The following is a 19,552-nucleotide window of genomic DNA, read 5'->3' as shown; positions in this document are numbered from 1 at the left end:
TGCCGAGAACCGCTGAACTGTCGAGATCAACCCGGCGTTAGTGCACGTCCTGCGATGTTTTCGTCCCGTTTTCGTTGAACAGCACCTTCACCACTTCCGTCGAGACATTGAAGTTCTCCAACACGGCAACCGTATGCCAGCCACCACTACCGGCGTTACCTTCGGTGTCCACTTGCAGGTTGGCGTTCTGCCCATCCTGAACCACCTGGAGATAGTCGCCATCAAGCGTCGTTCCCGAAGGCAGGTTACCGAGCAAAGCCGACAAGTCGACAGAGTCGTCGTCGCCGTCGTAGTCGGTGATGACGTCGGCGATGTCGAGTTGCAGGTCTTTCGCATCGAGAACGAAGGTGTCGTCGCCTGAGCCACCAGTCAGCTTGTCGACGCCCGTCCCGCCATACAGCGTGTCGTTGCCGGAACCGCCAACCAGCGTATCATTGCCGGCATCGCCGTAGAGCTTGTCGGCTCCGCCATTGCCCGAAAGCGTATCGTTGCCCTCGCCCCCGGCCAGAATGTCGCCATAACTGCTACCGTAAAGCTTGTCATTGAAGTCGGAGCCAATGACACCTTCTATATTCCTGTAGTCTTCCTCTCCCAGGCCGACGCTGGAAAGATCTACATCATCCTCCCAACTGCTCTGTACCAGCGTAAACGTGACGGGACCGGTCGCATCTGAAAAGTTGAGCAGGTCCACGCCTGCTCCGCCATTAATGTCGTCGTCGCCCGCGCTCGCATAGATGATGTCGTTGCCGTCACCTCCGTTGAGCGTGTCGTCGCCAGCTCCGCCATGGATGACATCATGCCCCGCACTGCCGCTGATTTCATTTGCCGTGGTTGTGGATCCGTCGGACACGAAGGTGAGCGTCGAGGAATTCGACAAATCGCCATCCCTGTCTTCTCCGGTGACGCCAAAAGTCAGCGTCAAATCCGAAGCGGCGACGGTTTCGGTGTAACCTACCGTCGTGAAGGAGACATTGATGCCGTTCTTGCCAAGAACTTCGATGTAATCGAACTTGAATCCGACATCGCTCGGAAGAATTGTAACACTCGTCTGCCCCGCGACGACAGTCTTGGAAAAGGTGTATGGCGTGGAATTGCCATCCCTTACCGTGAACTCAATCGATCCTGGATCTTTAACCGTCCCGAAACGCAAGGTAACCGACGATACATCCTTATCGAATTCAATCTTGAACTTCTCCCCAGTAGAGAAGGCCGGATTGCCGATCCCGAACTCGTTTCCACCGCCTGACGCCGTGTTGGCATTGAAGGTCACTTGCCCCGAGGAGGATGCAAGTGCTGTAAACTTGGCGAAGCCGAAATCGTAGGTCTTCGTTGGGCTATTGGGGAAATCGTTCGCCGCATCAATGGTTACCTGCGTTCCAGGACGTTCCTTCAACTGTTCCAGTTGATAGGTCCCGTCCGCGTTCGTTGTCAGGCGATAGATGTCGGTACCGAAGTTGTCCTTCACGAGCACCTGCCCGGTGCCCGTTCCCGTTGTGGTCCAGCCAGTAGGCAGCCCGCCCACGCTGTCGATCTTGTAAACTTTGATGCCGTCGGCGCCTGGCGTCGCATTGATGACACCTTCCAGCGCACCGGTACCGTTGCCCATGTAGGCGCTGCTGATGGATTGGACGGTCGGGACATCGTCGACGATCCGGATGTTGAGCGTGGCATTGCTCGTCGAACCATCTTCATCTGTCACGGCGACGACGAAGTTATCGAAGACCCCGCTATCGGCTCCAGCCGCAGTATGCGCCAAGCTGTTGTCCTGCAGCAGATAGCTGTAGGTGAAGGTTGCGCCCGTCACCGTACCGTTGACCGTCGTTGGCGTGTAGCCGGTGATCGTCAGAAGTCCAAGTGCCGTGTCCACCGTGGTTCCTACGGCGTAGGCGCCCCCCGTCACGACCGAAGTACCATTAATCTTCAGGCCGGCGAGTCCGTCCGGCGTCGTCACGGAGAAGCTGCCGGTCTGCGTAAGTGCAGCCACATTCGGCGAAGAACCATCCGAGAGATTTTTCTCGTAAACCGTCTCTTCGGCGCTGGACGACAGCCCGTTGACGCTCACGCCATCATCAGTGCCAGTGATCGTGATCGTTACCGTCTGTACCGCCGTGCCGCCATGGCCGTCATCGATCGTCACATCGTACTTCTGCGTCAGCGTCTCACCAGCATTCAGCGAATCCAGCACGTTGTCGGCCACCTGGAAGCTCCAGCCAACCGAGTCGGTCGACTGGTTCAGCGAGCCGAGCGAGAAAGTGCCGAGATAGCCACCGCCCTGCGCCGTGAAACTGGCGCTGTGGGTATCCAGCGTGTCGACGTCGGAAAAGCCGATCGTGCCGCCGTGCGTGTGCGTGGCCGTATTCTCACCGGTCGCTCCGTCGGCGATCTCCGTCACCGCACCGCCTTGTGAGACCGAGGTGATTACCGGAGCATCGTTCGTGCCGGTGATCGTGATGGTCACCGTCTGGGTCGCCTTGCCGCCCTTGCCGTCATCGACGGTGACGTCATAGGTCTGGGTCAGCTTCTGGCCGGACTGCAGCGAGTCGAGCACGCTGTCGACGACGTTGAAGCTCCAGCCAACCGCGTTGCCGGCCTGATCGAGCGTCCCGAGTGCAAAGGTACCGAGGTAGCCGTTGCCGTTCGCCGTGAAGCTGGCGCCGTGCTCATCCAGCGTGTCGACGTCGGAAAAGCCGATCGTGCCGCCGTGCGTGTGCGTGGCCGTGTTCTCGCCCGTCGCCTTGTCGGCGATCTCCGTCACAGAACCGCTCTGGGTGCCCGAGGTGATGATCGGGACGTCGTTGGTACCGGTGATTGTGATCGTCACGGTCTGGGTTGCCGTGCCGCCCTTGCCGTCATCGACGGTGACGTCATAGGCCTGCGTCAGGGTCTGACCAGCCTGCAGCGAGTCGAGCACGCTGTCGGCGACGTTGAAGCTCCAGCCGACCTTGTCGGTTGTCTGGTTCAGCGGATCGAGCGCAAAGGTCCCGAGGTAGCCGTTGCCGTTCGCCGTGAAACTGGCGCTGTGGGTATCCAGCGTGTCGACGTCGGAAAAGCCGATCGTGCCGCCCTGTGTGTGCATGGCCGTGTTCTCGCCCGTCGCCTTGTCGGCGATCTCCGTCACAGAACCGCTCTGGGTACCCGAGGTAATGATGGGCGCATCGTTGGTACCGGTGATCGTAATCGTCACAGTTTGCGTCGCCGTGCCGCCATGACCGTCGTCGATGGTCACATCATAGGTCTGCGTCAGCGACTGGCCGGCCTGCAACGAGTCGATGACACCGTCAGCAACCTTGAAGGTCCAGCCGACCTTGTCGCCCGCCTGATCGACGGGATCGAGCGCGAAGGTACCGAGATAGCCGTTGCCGTTCGCCGTGAAGCTAACGTTGTGCTCATCCAGCGTATCGACGTCGGAAAAGCCGATCGTGCCGCCCTGGGTGTGCGTGGCCGTGGTCTCGCCCGTCGCCTTGTCGGCGATCTCCGTCACAGAGCCGCTCTGAGTACCCGAGGTAATGATGGGCGCATCGTTGGTACCGGTGATCGTGATCGTGACCGTCTGGGTTGCCGTGCCGCCCTTGCCGTCATCGACGGTGACGTCATAGGCCTGCGTCAGGGTCTGACCAGCCTGCAGCGAGTCGAGCACGCTGTCGGCGACGTTGAAGCTCCAGCCGACCTTGTCGGTTGCCTGGTTCAGCGGATCGAGCGCAAAGGTACCGAGATAGCCGTTGCCGTTCGCCGTGAAGCTAGCGCTGTGCTCATCCAGCGTATCGACGTCGGAAAAGCCGATCGTGCCGCCCTGCGTGTGCGTGGCCGTGTTCTCGCCCGTCGCCTTGTCGGCGATCTCCGTTACCACACCGCCTTGGGCGTCCGAGGTGATGACCGGGGCATCGTTGGTACCGGTGATCGTGATCGTCACCGTCTGGGTCGCCGTGCCGCCGTGGCCGTCATCGACGGTGACGTCATAGGTCTGCGTCAGCTTTTGGCCAGCCTGCAGCGAGTCGAGCACGCTGTCGGCAACCTTGAAGGTCCAGCCGACCTGATCGGTTGCCTGGTTCAGCGGGTCGAGCGCGAAGGTGCCGAGATAGCCGTTGCCGTTCGCCTTGAAGCTGGCGGTGTGCGTGTCGAGCGTATCGACATCGCTAAAGCCAACCGCACCGCCCTGCGTGTGTGTGACCGTGTTCTCACCCGTCGCCTTGTCGGTGATCTCCGTGACCGCACCGCTCTGCACGCCCGAGGTGATGACCGGTGCGTCGTTGGTGCCGGTGATCACGATCGTCACGGTCTGGATCGCCGTGCCGCCATGACCGTCACTGATGGTCACATCATAGGTCTGCGTCAGCGACTGGCCGGCCTGCAGCGAGTCGATGACACCGTCAGCAACCTTGAAGGTCCAGCCGACCGAGTTGCCCGACTGGCTGACCGGGTCGAGCGCGAACTTGCCGAGATAGCCTTCGCCGTTCGCCTTGAAGCTGGCGCTGTGGGTGTCCAGCGTGTCGACATCGGCAAAAGCCACCTTGCCGGCGTTGACGTGCACCACTGAGTTCTCGCCGGCCGCACCGTCGCCGCGCTCCGTGACCGTGGCGCTCTGCGCACCCGAGGTGATCACCGGTGCATCGTTCGTCCCGGTGATCGCGATCGTAACGGTCTGCGCCACGATCCCGCCATGGCCGTCATTGACGAACACGGTGTACTTCTGCGTCAGCGTCTGGCCGGCCTGCAGCGAGTCCAGCACGCCGTCGGCGACCTTGAAGTTCCAGCCGATCCTGTCAGCTGCCTGATCGACCGCATCCAGCGAGAAGGTACCGAGATAACCACGGCCCTGCGGCAAGAAGCTGGCGCTGTGGGTGTCGAGCGTATCGACGTCGGTAAACGTCACCGCGCCGTCCTGCGTGTGCGTCACCGTATTCTCGCCCGTCGCCTTGTCGGCGATCTCCGTCACCGCACCGCTCTGCACACCCGAGGTGATCACCGGGGCGTCGTTGGTGCCGGCGATCACGATCGTGACCGTCTGCGTCGCCGTGCCGCCGTGGCCGTCATCGACGGTGACGTCGTAGGTCTGCACCAGGATCTGGCCGGCCTGCAGCGAGTCGAGCACGCTGTCGGCAACCTGGAAGTTCCAGCCAAGCTTGTCGGTTGCCTGGTTCAAAGGATCGAGCGAGAAGGTACCGAGATAGCCGTTACCGCCCGCCGTGAAGCTCGCCGTGTGCGTGTCGAGCGTATCGACGTCGCGAAAGCCGATCGTGCCGTCCTGCGTGTGCGTGACCGTGTTCTCGCCCGGAAAGCCGTCAAAGCGCTCCACCACGCCGCCGAGCTGCCAACCGGACGTGATCACCGGAGCATCGTTGGTGCCGGTGATCGTGATCGTCACGGTCTGCGTCGCCGTACCGCCCTTGCCGTCGTCGACGGTGACGTCATAGGTCTGCGTCAGCTTTTGGCCAGCCTGCAGCGAGTCGAGCACGCTGTCGGCAACCTTGAAGCTCCAGCCGACCTGATCGGTTGCCTGGTTCAGCGGATCGAGCGCGAAGGTGCCGAGATAGCCGTTGCCGTTCGCCTTGAAGCTGGCGGTGTGCGTGTCGAGCGTATCGACATCGCTAAAGCCAACCGCACCGCCCTGCGTGTGTGTGACCGTGTTCTCACCCGTCGCCTTGTCGGTGATCTCCGTGACCGCACCGCTCTGCACGCCCGAGGTGATGACCGGTGCGTCGTTGGTGCCGGTGATCACGATCGTCACGGTCTGGATCGCCGTGCCGCCATGACCGTCACTGATGGTCACATCATAGGTCTGCGTCAGCGACTGGCCGGCCTGCAGCGAGTCGATGACACCGTCAGCAACCTTGAAGGTCCAGCCGACCGAGTTGCCCGACTGGCTGACCGGGTCGAGCGCGAACTTGCCGAGATAGCCTTCGCCGTTCGCCTTGAAGCTGGCGCTGTGGGTGTCCAGCGTGTCGACATCGGCAAAAGCCACCTTGCCGGCGTTGACGTGCACCACTGAGTTCTCGCCGGCCGCACCGTCGCCGCGCTCCGTGACCGTGGCGCTCTGCGCACCCGAGGTGATCACCGGTGCATCGTTCGTCCCGGTGATCGCGATCGTAACGGTCTGCGCCACGATCCCGCCATGGCCGTCATTGACGAACACGGTGTACTTCTGCGTCAGCGTCTGGCCGGCCTGCAGCGAGTCCAGCACGCCGTCGGCGACCTTGAAGTTCCAGCCGATCCTGTCAGCTGCCTGATCGACCGCATCCAGCGAGAAGGTACCGAGATAACCACGGCCCTGCGGCAAGAAGCTGGCGCTGTGGGTGTCGAGCGTATCGACGTCGGTAAACGTCACCGCGCCGTCCTGCGTGTGCGTCACCGTATTCTCGCCCGTCGCCTTGTCGGCGATCTCCGTCACCGCACCGCTCTGCACACCCGAGGTGATCACCGGGGCGTCGTTGGTGCCGGCGATCACGATCGTGACCGTCTGCGTCGCCGTGCCGCCGTGGCCGTCATCGACGGTGACGTCGTAGGTCTGCACCAGGATCTGGCCGGCCTGCAGCGAGTCGAGCACGCTGTCGGCAACCTGGAAGTTCCAGCCAAGCTTGTCGGTTGCCTGGTTCAGAGGATCGAGCGAGAAGGTACCGAGATAGCCGTTACCGCCCGCCGTGAAGCTCGCCGTGTGCGTGTCGAGCGTATCGACGTCGCGAAAGCCGATCGTGCCGTCCTGCGTGTGCGTGACCGTGTTCTCGCCCGGAAAGCCGTCAAAGCGCTCCACCACGCCGCCGAGCTGCCAACCGGACGTGATCACCGGAGCATCGTTGGTGCCGGTGATCGTGATCGTCACGGTCTGCGTCGCCGTACCGCCCTTGCCGTCGTCGACGGTGACGTCATAGGTCTGCGTCAGCTTTTGGCCAGCCTGCAGCGAGTCGAGCACGCTGTCGGCAACCTTGAAGCTCCAGCCGACCTGATCGGTTGCCTGGTTCAGCGGATCGAGCGCGAAGGTGCCGAGATAGCCGTTGCCGTTCGCCTTGAAGCTGGCGGTGTGCGTGTCGAGCGTATCGACATCGCTAAAGCCAACCGCACCGCCCTGCGTGTGTGTGACCGTGTTCTCACCCGTCGCCTTGTCGGTGATCTCCGTGACCGCACCGCTCTGCACGCCCGAGGTGATGACCGGTGCGTCGTTGGTGCCGGTGATCACGATCGTCACGGTCTGGATCGCCGTGCCGCCATGACCGTCACTGATGGTCACATCATAGGTCTGCGTCAGCGACTGGCCGGCCTGCAGCGAGTCGATGACACCGTCAGCAACCTTGAAGGTCCAGCCGACCGAGTTGCCCGACTGGCTGACCGGGTCGAGCGCGAACTTGCCGAGATAGCCTTCGCCGTTCGCCTTGAAGCTGGCGCTGTGGGTGTCCAGCGTGTCGACATCGGCAAAAGCCACCTTGCCGGCGTTGACGTGCACCACTGAGTTCTCGCCGGCCGCACCGTCGCCGCGCTCCGTGACCGTGGCGCTCTGCGCACCCGAGGTGATCACCGGTGCATCGTTCGTCCCGGTGATCGCGATCGTAACGGTCTGCGCCACGATCCCGCCATGGCCGTCATTGACGAACACGGTGTACTTCTGCGTCAGCGTCTGGCCGGCCTGCAGCGAGTCCAGCACGCCGTCGGCGACCTTGAAGTTCCAGCCGATCCTGTCAGCTGCCTGATCGACCGCATCCAGCGAGAAGGTACCGAGATAACCACGGCCCTGCGGCAAGAAGCTGGCGCTGTGGGTGTCGAGCGTATCGACGTCGGTAAACGTCACCGCGCCGTCCTGCGTATGCGTCACCGTATTCTCGCCCGTCGCCTTGTCGGCGATCTCCGTCACCGCACCGCTCTGCACACCCGAGGTGATCACCGGGGCGTCGTTGGTGCCGGCGATCACGATCGTGACCGTCTGCGTCGCCGTGCCGCCGTGGCCGTCATCGACGGTGACGTCGTAGGTCTGCACCAGGATCTGGCCGGCCTGCAGCGAGTCGAGCACGCTGTCGGCAACCTGGAAGTTCCAGCCAAGCTTGTCGGTTGCCTGGTTCAAAGGATCGAGCGAGAAGGTACCGAGATAGCCGTTACCGCCCGCCGTGAAGCTCGCCGTGTGCGTGTCGAGCGTATCGACGTCGCGAAAGCCGATCGTGCCGTCCTGCGTGTGCGTGACCGTGTTCTCGCCCGGAAAGCCGTCAAAGCGCTCCACCACGCCGCCGAGCTGCCAACCGGACGTGATCACCGGAGCATCGTTGGTGCCGGTGATCGTGATCGTCACGGTCTGCGTCGCCGTACCGCCCTTGCCGTCGTCGACGGTGACGTCATAGGTCTGCGTCAGCTTTTGGCCAGCCTGCAGCGAGTCGAGCACGCTGCCGGCAACCTTGAAGCTCCAGCCGACCTGATCGGTTGCCTGGTTCAGCGGATCGAGCGCGAAGGTGCCGAGATAGCCGTTGCCGTTCGCCTTGAAGCTGGCGGTGTGCGTGTCGAGCGTATCGACATCGCTAAAGCCAACCGCACCGCCCTGCGTGTGTGTGACCGTGTTCTCACCCGTCGCCTTGTCGGCGATCTCCGTCACAGAACCGCTCTGCACGCCCGAAGTGATGACCGGTGCGTCGTTGGTGCCGGTGATCACGATCGTCACGGTCTGGGTCGCCGTCCCCCCGTTGCCATCATCGACGGTCACGTCATAGGTCTGGGTCAGGATCTGGCCGGCCTGAAGCGAGTCGAGAACGCTGTCGGCAATCTCGAAATTCCAGCCAACCTTGTCACCGGCCTGATCGACCGTCCCGAGCGAGAAGGTGCCGAGATAGCCGTCGCCACCTGCCGTGAAGCTGGCGCTGTGCTGATCCAGCGTATCGACGTCGGAAAAGCCGACCGCGCCGCCCTGCGTGTGCGTAACCGTGTTCTCGCCAGCGGCATTGTCGCCAATCTCCGCGACCTTGCCGCTCTGCGGGCCCGTCGTGATGACCGGGGCATCGTTCGTGCCGGTGATTGTGATTGTGACGGTCGTCGACGACCTATCACCATCTCCGTCAGTGATCTCGTAGGTGAACGTATCCGTCACCATCTGGCCCGCGGCGAGACTTTGCACACCGGCCGTCGCGTTGTTGAGCGTGTAGGTATAGCTGCCATCGGATTTCAGCACCAACGTGCCGAACTGACCTGCCGTCGAACCGCCGACCAGACCTGTTGTGCTCCCGAATGAAACGGACGTCACCGATACGCCGTCTGCCCCTGCGATATCCTTGACACCGTCCGTGCCGTTCTCATCCGCACCTCCCGAACCGGTCAGCACGTTGCCATCTGCAAAGACGGCGCCATCTTCGGACACGCTGTCCGTGTCGGCGGCAGCGACCGGCATGTCGTCAGAGACCGCGACCGTCACCGTGCCTTCGGCCCTGTCGCCGTCGATATCGGTCGCAACCACCTTGACCTGGCCAAGATTCGCAAGGTCGTCGGAATTGATGCCGGGATGGCTGGCGTAGTTGCCGTTCAAAGTCGCCGTTACCGTGGCGCTGTCGCCTGCGCGAACCAGGTCGAGCGTGACAAGCGTCGCACCGCCGGCCCGGCCAACGATCTGCGTATCGGAAATACGGTCCCAAACCAGCACGCTGGTCAGCCCGCTGGTGTCACCGAACGCAATTGTCGCGATCGCATCCGAACCCGCGACAAAGCCAATCGTGCCGCTGCTCGTCTCGGCGCCACCGACCGGCGTCGAGCCATTGGCAAGGTTCTGGTCATCGAGCGTCAGCGCTGCGGACGCGGCAAGCGGATCAACCGACGGACCTGCGCCGTCCACCACCTTGATCGTCTGGCTGTCGCTCGTTGTATCGTTGTCGCCGTCCCTGGCCGACAGCGAGAACGTCACGTCGAGACCGCCGGCATTGTTAAGATTGCTTGCTGCCGTGAACGACCAGGTCTTGTCCGCATTGACCGTCAGCGTACCCTCGGCGAGCGTGAAGTCCACCTTCTGGCCTGCGGTCAACGTCAGCGTCTGCGTGGTGTCGCCAACCGTCACGTCCACCGTGCCGACGCCGTCGGCACCTCCCGTCAGCGTCCAGTTGCCGGAAAGTGTCTGCCCTTCGGCAACTTGAGCCGTCTCGGGATTCGTGATGCCGATTACAGGAATGTCGTCAACGACATCCACGCGCAGCGTGGCCGTGCCGGTCGCGCCGTCACCGTCGGTGACCGTAAGGGTGAAGATATCCCGGTCCTGCTCGACATTGGCACCAGGGTTGACGCCCGAACTGGTGATGGCGCTCGTCAGTTCATAGGTATACTGCGCGACACCGGTCGCGGGATCGTAGGCCGTGATGGTGAGCACGCCGAACTGGCCCGCAACCGGCTGGCCGACCAGGCCGCCGATGGGAAAGGTCCGGCCGTTGATCGTCAGGCTGGCGATATCGCCGGCACCATCCGGATCGGAAATGGTGAAGATGCCCTTGACCGACGCGCTGCCGTCACCGGCGCGCGAACCGCTGGCGAGGCCCGCTTCATCGACCTGCCGGTCGCTGACAAAGATGCCGCCGGGGCCGCTGCTGCCGTCGGGAATGATCGACGGTGCGTCGTTGGGATCGAGGGTCGGCGGCAGAAGCTCGGTCGTCTCAAGCGTCGGAAACTGCAGCGCGGTCGGCGCCAGCAAGTTGATGACCGGTCCGGCCTCGCCGATATCGCCATTAGCCCCTGCGAAGTCGCCGCCGCTGCTCTGGTTCGAAACGACGCTGATGCTGCCGTCCGGGCCGGCCGCGACGTTGATGCCGTTTTCTCCGAGCACCGCCACGAGGGTTTCGCGCGGGATTTCGGCGTCACCGATCAGGAAGGTCGGGACCTTCAATGCCGCGTTGTGAATGGTGATCGTGGAACCGTCAGGCTGTTCCAAAACGATATCGTTGCCAACGACCTTGATCTTTTCGATCGACGCGCCCTGAGGCAAATGCACGATGTTCGAAGCATCGGCGCTGACTTGCGTCGGAATGGGCGCTGTCTGGGACGCGGTTTCGGCGCCCTCCACAGGGGTACCCGTCGCGGGGTCGATGAGTTCCGGCTCGCCTGCGGGAGCGGCCTGCGCAACCAGGCGGCCAGCCTTGCCGTCGGGCGCGTTGCGGAATTCGATTGCCTCTGCCGACAGAGCTGCGGCGTCGTTGGAAATTGCGGTGCCTTCGGTTGCCATGGAAATACCCCTCGACCTTTGCGGGCGACGAAAACATCAACCCTGCGAGAGCGCAATCGGCACTGAAGAGCCTCATCTAAAACAGCATACTATATTATGCTAATACCCAAAATTGGTGACGTTAGTACAAATTTAGTATTTCTGGTCATCGTTCGGAAACCAACCCTGCTTTTGGATCAGCGCCGCGATGCTGCCACGGCAAAACGTGCGTCATTCAATGACGTGGACGTCTATATCGCCAGGTGCCAGCGCAAGCCTTTTCCGAGACAGGCGAATGTGATCGGCCACCGTCCTCATCAGCAAGGTCAGCAAGTCCACGGCGTCCCCGAAGTGGCTTGAGCCGAAAGAATACACAAGTATAAAATTTGAATAAAATTTTAGATAAAACGTATCTCTTCGAAACACTCTAAATAATACATACCGCTTTACCGGCATTTTTCTTTTCGTTCGTACAGTGTCCTCAAGAAACCGAGAGACACGGCGATGAATAAGACGCATTGGAAGCACGGCAGGAAATACCTGAAGACTTCGGTCTTCGCGATCGGCCTTGCGTCGCTTTTCGCAACGACACCTACGCAGGCTGGCCAACCGGCCGTGCTCGGCCCCGGCCTGTTGCATCAGATGGTGAGCCTGGCAAGCCCGCTCGCCGCCATCGCAACGCAGACCATCGACACCTGGTCAAAGCAGGCTTCCGAAGCCCTCCGGCGCCAGAACGTGCAGCAAGTGGCGCTGGCGACCCGCCCTGATCTCCGGCCCCAGTCGTCCGCACAGTCGGAACCATCCGCCGTTTTCCACTCGGTTGCGTTCCGGGTGTCAGCGATCCCGGTCGCCCGCAAGTGGAAGACCGTCTACCCGGCAGTGGTGGCTGCGGACTTCAACGATTGCGCACAAAAGAGCGGTTGCGCCGCCCGCGACATTCTCGGCCAGGCGATCGAAAACGCTGATGGTCTTGCCTTTCGCCAGAAGATCAGCGGCATCAACCGGACTGTGAACCGGATCGTTCGCTACCAGCCGGACGCGGAAAACTACGGGGCCAAGGATTATTGGGCGACGCCGGACGAAATTCTTGCCCGAGGCAAGGGCGACTGCGAAGACTATGCCATTTTGAAGATGGCCGCGTTGAAGGCGGCGGGACTGCCGTCGGAGGCGATGTCGATCGTGGTTCTGCGTGACGTCAGGCGCAACCTATATCACGCGGTCCTCGCGATCACGACGAGCCAGGGCCACTTCATCCTCGATAACCTCAGCGACGAGGTGAAGCTCGATACCGCCTTGCCGAGCTATCAGCCGCTGTTTTCGGTCAGCGCCGAGCGTTCCTGGATCCACGGCATCAAGAGCACCGGCGACAAGGTCGCCTCCGCCGCACCGCTTGCCGACGTCATGCCCGGAGAAGGCATCGCCGTTCGCTGACTGTGCCCGCCAGGCTCGACTTGGCTGACGGCCTTGTGGTTAGCAGCGACCACTACTCAGTCAACCGAGAATGAAGCCGATGATCACGTCCTGATCCACGAGCGGGGCGAGTGCAGCATTGAGCTTGCCGCGCGTAACCTGCCCCTGCACCCCGATGGTGAAGCCCGCCGGCTGCGGCTCGCCCGGAGCCGCTTTCAAGCGCTGGACCAGATCGACGAACTGAACGTCGAACGAAAGCCTCAAGCCACGCGCCGCCTGCGGCTGCTGGGAGCGCAATACGCGCGTCTGAACGAAGGAGAGGAAGGCCGCGTTGTAGGCGACGATGTGCTTGCTGCCCGTGAGCGCAAAAGCTGGCGACGGGCTGGCGCGTACCTGGCTGGCGACGGCCGCCAGGCTGCCGCGCTTTCTGGCCGTCTCAAGCTGATCACGAAGGTGGCGGGTCGCGACATAGCGCAGACGTGCGGTCAGATTGCCGTCGCCTTCGAGTTCCCTTTCGCAGGACGCAACGATATCGGCAAGCCGACAGCCATTCCGTGCGGCAAGCTCGCCCAGACAGTGCCAGTAGATTTCCTCGAGCTTGATGCCGCGGCGTTGACCGCCGACGGTAACGACGCGGAACCGAAGCGCACTCATGTCCTCTTCATCTGCCAGAGGCGGCGTCTCGTTCATCGGTCAGCGCTCCCGCAGCGCTTCCTCGCGGGCCTTGTTGATCGGCTTCATCAGGTAGGCAAGAATCGTCTTCTTGCCGGTCATGATGTCGACCGAGGCAATCATGCCCGGCATGATCGCGTATTCGCGCCCGTCCTTCACGAGGGCGGCCATGTCGGTTTTGACGCGCACGAGATAGTAGGTCTCACCGTTGTTCTGGTCGACGAGGCTGTCAGCGCTGACGGTCTCGACAATTCCGCCGAGCCCCCCATAGATCGAGAAATCATAGGCAGAAATCTTGATCAGCGCCGCCTGTCCGGTGCGAACGAAGGCGACATCCCGCGGAGAAAGCCGCGCCTCGACAAGCAGCGTCTCCGACGTCGGAACGACGCCGCCGATCACCGCTCCGGGCGTCACATAGGCGCCGACGGTGTTGACATCGAGCGTATTGATGATGCCATCGACCGGCGAGCGAATGTCGGTATTGGCAACCCGGCTTGTGGCGCCGCGAATGGTCTCATCGATCACCGAAAGCTGCGAAAGCGCCTCGGTTTTTTCGGCCAGCGCCTCCTGCTTCAGTTGCAGCGAGAGCTCCGTCACCTGCAGCGACGCCTCCCTGAGCGCCGCCTCGAGTTTGCCGACCGATTCTTTCCAGAGTGCGAGCTGTCCTCTGGTGTCGGTCAGTTCCTTCTCGACCCGAAGCAGTTCGGTTTGCGCGACGAGCTTGCGCTTGCCCATCGGCGCGAGCAGCTCCTGCTCGCGCTCGGTCACCTGCATGCTCTCGCTCAGCCGGGTGATGTTGGCCTCCGCTTCCGCCAATTCCTGCTGGCGCTGTCCCTCACGGGCCTGCATCACCGACAGCTTGTTGTTGAAGTTTCCGGCCTTGGCCTGAAGCAACTGTTCCTCGTTGGCGCAGATTGCCGGGGCAACCTTGGCGATATCCTCGGGGCAGATGTACTTGCTGTCGTAGGCCCCGGTCTCCTCGAGTTCCAGCCGTGCGATCTGCGCCCGCAGCGAGCGGGCCTTGGCTTCGAGCTCGCCGAGCGACGAGCCGCTTGCCGTATCATCGAGGCGCAGGATCAGGTCGCCGCGGCGCACGACCTGGCCGGGCTGCACGGCGATCTCGCGCACGATACCGGGCTCGCTCGATTGAATGATCTGCGTTTTCGAGACGGGAATGACCTTGCCTTCGCCGCGGGCGATCTCGTCGACCTCGGCGATCGCCGCCCAGGCGACGAAGGAACTGATCAAAAGGCCGATCACCAACAGTCCAGCGCGCGCGGCCAGCGGCGGTTTCTCAGTCATCTCGGCGCCCTCCGAAACGCGGGGAACGGCATTGCTTCATCGTCATTTAGATAAGGGTGGATCATAGCCCCGCCCCTTCTGCCGGCCCGGCGGGACCGGAACGTCGCTGCAACTGCTCGATAACGGCAGCCTTCGGTCCGTCGGCGACGATGCGCCCTCGGTCGAGAACCAGCAGCCGGTCGACAAGGCTCAGCATGCTATGGCGGTGCGTTGAGATCAAAAGCGTGACGTCGCCGCTGAAGACATTGGAAAGCTTGTTGATCAACTCGCGCTCGCTGGCGAGGTCCATCGCACCGGATGGCTCGTCCAGAAACACCACCTTCGGCTTGCGCAGTAGCAGCCGGGCAATGGCGACCGCCTGGCGCTGTCCACCCGAAAGCTGGGAACCGCGTTCGCCGACCGGCATGTCATAACCACGCGGATGATGCGAGACGAACTCATCGACGCCGGCCAGTCTCGCTGCCGCAACCACCTCTTCGTCGCTGGCGGTCGGGTTCGCCATCAGCAGGTTTTCCTTGATGGTCCCGGAAAAGAGGTCGGAATTCTGCGACACGAACGAGACGGCCGAACGGACGACGGAGGGGTGTAGCTGCCGAATATCGACACCATCGAGCAGGATGCGTCCGGCGCTCGGCGCGTAGAGACCCGCCAGAAGGCGGCCGATTGTCGTCTTGCCCGAACCGATGCGGCCGATGATGCCGACGCGCTCGCCCGCTTTGATCGTGACGTTCATACCGCTGACCACCTTGTGGTCCGTTTGCGGGTAAGCAAAGTCGAGATTCGTAAAGGTGATGCTGCCGTTGCGGATCTCGCGGTTGACGAAGCCGATCGTGTCCGGTCGGTCCTCCGGCTGCTCCATCACGGCATTGAGGATCCGCAGCGACAGAATGGCCTGGCGCAGTCGCGCCAGCGTCATGGCGATCTGCCCGAGCGGCGCGACGGCGCGGCCGGAAAGCATGCTGGCAGCAATGATCGCGCCGGATGAAATCTTGCCCTCGGTAAATTCATAGGCGCCGGCAACGACGATGCAGACCGTGACCAGCTGCTGCACGAACTGCGTCGCATGCGAGGCCCAGGAGGAAATCTCCTTGATCTGCTCGGACGTGTTCGAGGAATGCTTGGCGAGCTCGTTCCAGCGGCGAAGCAACTGCTTTTCCGAGTGCAGCGTCTTCACCGTCTCGATCGCACTGATCGTTTCGACCAGCAGCGCCTGACGCTGGGCTGATTCATTCGACGCGGCGGCGACGCGGTTGCCGATCTTGTATTGCGCGACATAACCGATCAGGAGACTGAAGATGAAGGCGACCGCCGGGATAATGGCGATCCAGCCCGCCACCGCATAGACGGCTGCGATGAAGACGAAGACGAAAAGACTGTCGATGATCGTGCTGAGCGTGTTCGACGTGAAGAATTCCCGAACGAATTCGTACTGCATCGCCCGGTTGGCGTATTCGCCGGTCGAAGGCGGTCGCGACGCCATGGTCGCATGCAGGATCTTCTCGAACAGCATGTAGGAGAGTTTCAGGTCCGCCTTGCGGCCGGCATAGTCGATCAGCGCCGCACGCACAGTCTTCAAAAGGAAGTCGAAGAGAATGGCGGTGCTGATCCCGAGCGCCAGCACCCAGAGGGTCGCGATAGCCTTGTTCGGCAGGATGCGATCATAAACGTTCATCGTGAAGAGCGGGGCTGCAAGCGCCAGCACGTTGATGAAGAACGCGGCGACCGCGACCTGCACATAGGCCTGCCAGAACGGCTTGACCGTGGCGGTCAGCCAATGGCGGCGGTCGATGTTGCGCGCCTCGCCGACGCCGCGGCCAGTCGCGGTGTTGAGGTAGGTGGCCGAGAAAGACAAGGCGTAGGCGAGCCCGCCGACCTCAAGGTCGGACAGGGTGATCGGCATCTCGCGGGGCGCCGCCAGTCTGTTGGAGAGGCTTAGCGTGCCGTCGGGCGCCTCTTCCAGAAGCGCCATGGCACTGCCATCGCGAAAGACCAGCAGCAGAGGGTAGACGAAATCACGATTGCCGATCGCGCGCGCGGAAACGAGCTCCGTTTCCAGGCCGACCCGCTCGGCAATACGGGAGACGTCCTCGGCGCTCGGCAACCGAGGGTCGAAGGGCACGTCCGAATAGAGCACACTATCTGACGAGGGGCGGTTCAAGTAGATGCAAATCTCCTTGAACGCCTCGGAAAAGCCGGTCAGAGACGGGCCAATCTGCACATGCCTGTCAATGCCTTGCATTACCACCGGTTGTGTCCACCCTGACGAGGACTATTCATTTCTGCCGGATCGGCGCCAACAGGTCGAGCGGCAAGTCGTTCGTCTGGCGCGACGGCACACGACGATAGGTTTCCGTGGCCGGCGCGTCCGGGACATTGAACTCATTGCGCGCATAGGCTTCCGCCTGCGCCGGCGCCTTGATCTTCATGGTCGGCAGCAGCTGGCCTGTTGCTGCCAGCAGCCGGTACTCGGCAAAAAGCGCGGCATACTGCGCGGTCTTTGCGAGAACGCTGACGTTGAAACGCGAATTCTGCGCGCCGAGCACGTCGAGCAGCGAACGCTGGCCGACCTTGAGCTGCTCGCGATAGGATTCGACGAGTTGCACGTTCATCTGCGCCTGCTGGTTCAGCGTGCGGGCGATGTCGTACTGGCTGCCGCGGCGCTCCCAGGAGATGCGCACGGCTTCCTCGACCTCGCGGTGCGCCTGATGGAAGACCAGGCGCTGTTCGCTTGCGCGGCGCATCTGCTCCTGCTCGTTGGCGACATCGATGCCGCCACGATAGAGATTCCACTTCGCGACGATCCGGCCCTGTGCGTCCCAGGTGTTGCCGGTCGAGCCGTCGATATCGTTGCCTGAGCGCACGCGGCCCTCGGCGAAGACTTCGGGCAGCATGTTCGAGCGTGCCGCCTTGACCTGCGAGTCCGCGACATTGATGTCGGAGTCGGCAGCCTTGATCCGCGGATTGTTGGTGCGCGCAATGCCGATCGCCGTCTCCAGTGTCTTCGGCAGCGCGCCGGCGACCGACTTCGGCATGGATGGATTGGTGAGGGGCTGTCCGACCAGGCGGTTGAAGCTGATCTTGACCGTATCGAAGGCCTCTTCCGCTTCCTGCAGGCGGGCCTTGGCCGCCAGCAGCCGTTCGCTTGCCTGCTGACGGTCTGCCTCGGTGAGAGCGCCGCCCGAAATCAACGAACTGATATCCGACAAGATCGACTGGTGCACGCCGACGTTCTTGCGCGCTTCCGCAACGATCTGCTGCTGGAGAATATATTCGAAATACTCGCGAACGATCTGCAAGCCGATCGTCTCGGAACGCTCCAGCACCCGGAAGGAGGCGCTATCGACGCGCGCTGCTTGACGCTCGAGTTCGGCGCGACGGCCACCACCATCAAAGAGCTTCTGCGTGATGGTCAGCCCGACGTCGGAAGGATAGAGCGGATCGTTCTCGATCGAGGCAAGGCGACGGCTGCTGTCTTCGAGGTGGCGCACACCAGTCGATGCTTCGACGTCGACGCTCGGCAGATAGAGACCGCGCGCCTGCCGCAGTTCGAATTCGATTGCCTCACGGTTTTCGATCGACTGACCGATTTCCGGATTCGATTCCATCGCAATCTGAAGCGCTTCCCTCAGCGTCATCGCTTCCGCAGCACCACCCGCAAACACCGTCGACGCGAGCAGAATAGAAAGCAGCCCGCCTCCAATAAATTTCCCCACTTTCAACTCTATCCCCCTCGCAATCAGTACGACATGCTGGTTAATCCAAACGTACGTCGCAACTGCCTTATTTATCGACAGATAATACAGAGGTAATATAAAGCAGGGACCAATTTTGGGGTGGTCCCTGATAGGCCCAAGCTTTCGCACGGCTATGTTGCAAAAATGGAACAACGGTGTTGCGCCAAAAGATTCCAGTAACCTATTGAATTGAAATAAGCTCCACGACAGTACTGCAGATGACAGGCAACCCTTTGCAACAGTGGGGCCCAGCGCAACACAACCCTAAAGCGACAAACGAACTGGCCCTCAGCCGCCGCGAGCGATCGTTGCATACGACTCCGGCACAAGCAACGTTATCGCCAGTCATTCACGCCGAAGGCAGGCGGACGAAATCGACAGGCCGGGTGCCCTCGCTGGCAACTATGACCGTCTCAGAGGCAGCTGCCCGGCGCAAGCGTTCCAGATCGACACTGCCATCGAACAAAGCTCCGCCGACGCTGAGTTCGAGGTCGACCTTGCTGCCATCGGCAGAGAAATGGGCGGACGACAGCGCCGTCGTCAGGCGGTTTGAGACATGTTCCGCATCCGTCTCCGTTGCGCCGACGAGCAGGACGTCGAAACTGGCTGGGCCCGTCCGGGCGACGATATCGTCGCGACGCACGGACGTGCTGATCGTCGAAGCGACGAATTGCAGCAGCTCCTCGCTCCAGGCCGGGCCGAAAGCAGCGCCGACGTCATCGAGATTGTTGATACGCAGATGAATGAGCGCGCCATGCAGCTCCTCGCCGGCGCTTTGGCGGCGGCGTTCGAGGCCATTGACCTGCTGTACGAGCCCGCGACCGGTCACGCAGCCCGTCGTGGCATCATGGGCGACAACATGATTGATCTGGTTGCGCAGGCGCTGCGCCCGGCGAAACTGCGTCGCTGCCACGACGATCAGTGGCACGCCCATCAGCAGGGAGATTAGCGCGGCACCGACCATGGCAGCCGCATAAGGCTGGTCGACCAGGGCGACCAGGCTGAGATAGACCAGGAGCTGGGCGAGCACGGCAAATCCAACAATGCCGCCGATGGCATATCGCGCGATCCGCCAATCTTTCTGCCCGTTGAACTGCACGTCTCTTTGCATGCCTCGCTCCCGATTCACGAATGACGATCGGTCTAGCGCGAGTTTATGGATTTTCCATTTCGATGGTACCTACAACTTTATGCAGTGCGCCGGTTCTCCGCAAAAAATGCACCAAAACGGGAATCGTTTTTCCGGCGTCTGCCCGGCGAGGTGCGACGTTCGGTTGCTTATCGCTGCTCGCCTATC

The 19,552-nt window shown here is 62.1% G+C and carries 7 protein-coding genes; 1 reads left to right on the top strand and 6 read right to left on the bottom strand.

All coding sequences use genetic code 11. The annotated features are described in order from the left end of the window. Window positions 1–37 precede the first annotated feature (37 nt). A complete protein-coding gene (locus OVA00_RS36455; protein WP_268090806.1) occupies window positions 38–11,158 on the bottom strand; it encodes a VCBS domain-containing protein in 11,121 nt (3,706 codons plus the stop codon). A gap of 483 nt (window positions 11,159–11,641) precedes the next feature. Here OVA00_RS36455 and OVA00_RS36450 point away from each other — a divergent pair, with 483 nt between their 5' ends. Next, window positions 11,642–12,568: a transglutaminase-like cysteine peptidase gene (locus OVA00_RS36450; protein WP_234798822.1), complete on the top strand. Its 927-nt coding sequence runs from the start codon at window positions 11,642–11,644 to the stop codon at window positions 12,566–12,568. Between the two features lie 60 nt (window positions 12,569–12,628). Here the strand turns inward: OVA00_RS36450 and OVA00_RS36445 are convergent, their stop codons facing one another. The 5 genes from OVA00_RS36445 to OVA00_RS36425 form a co-directional block, all read right to left on the bottom strand. Next, a complete protein-coding gene (locus OVA00_RS36445; RefSeq protein WP_034794673.1) occupies window positions 12,629–13,237 on the bottom strand; it encodes a ribbon-helix-helix domain-containing protein in 609 nt (202 codons plus the stop codon). 3 nt (window positions 13,238–13,240) lie between these two features. Continuing rightward, a complete protein-coding gene (locus OVA00_RS36440; RefSeq protein ID WP_034794676.1) occupies window positions 13,241–14,521 on the bottom strand; it encodes an HlyD family type I secretion periplasmic adaptor subunit in 1,281 nt (426 codons plus the stop codon). A gap of 61 nt (window positions 14,522–14,582) precedes the next feature. Continuing rightward, window positions 14,583–16,760, bottom strand: coding sequence for a type I secretion system permease/ATPase (locus OVA00_RS36435; RefSeq protein ID WP_268090805.1), 2,178 nt, complete (start codon window positions 16,758–16,760; stop codon window positions 14,583–14,585). Window positions 16,761–16,794: 34 nt separating this feature from the next. Then, window positions 16,795–18,156, bottom strand: a complete 1,362-nt coding sequence (locus OVA00_RS36430; RefSeq protein WP_082566420.1) for a TolC family outer membrane protein — start codon at window positions 18,154–18,156, stop codon at window positions 16,795–16,797. Window positions 18,157–18,604: 448 nt separating this feature from the next. Beyond that, the gene (locus tag OVA00_RS36425) at window positions 18,605–19,366 is read right to left on the bottom strand and encodes a GGDEF domain-containing protein (protein ID WP_034794682.1); all 762 of its coding nucleotides are present in this window, start codon (window positions 19,364–19,366) and stop codon (window positions 18,605–18,607) included. Window positions 19,367–19,552 lie beyond the last annotated feature (186 nt).

The sequence above is a fragment of the Ensifer sp. SL37 genome, from assembly GCF_026672675.1.
Lineage (GTDB): Bacteria > Pseudomonadota > Alphaproteobacteria > Rhizobiales > Rhizobiaceae > Ensifer > Ensifer adhaerens.
This window is presented reverse-complemented; position numbering and strand designations above follow the sequence as displayed.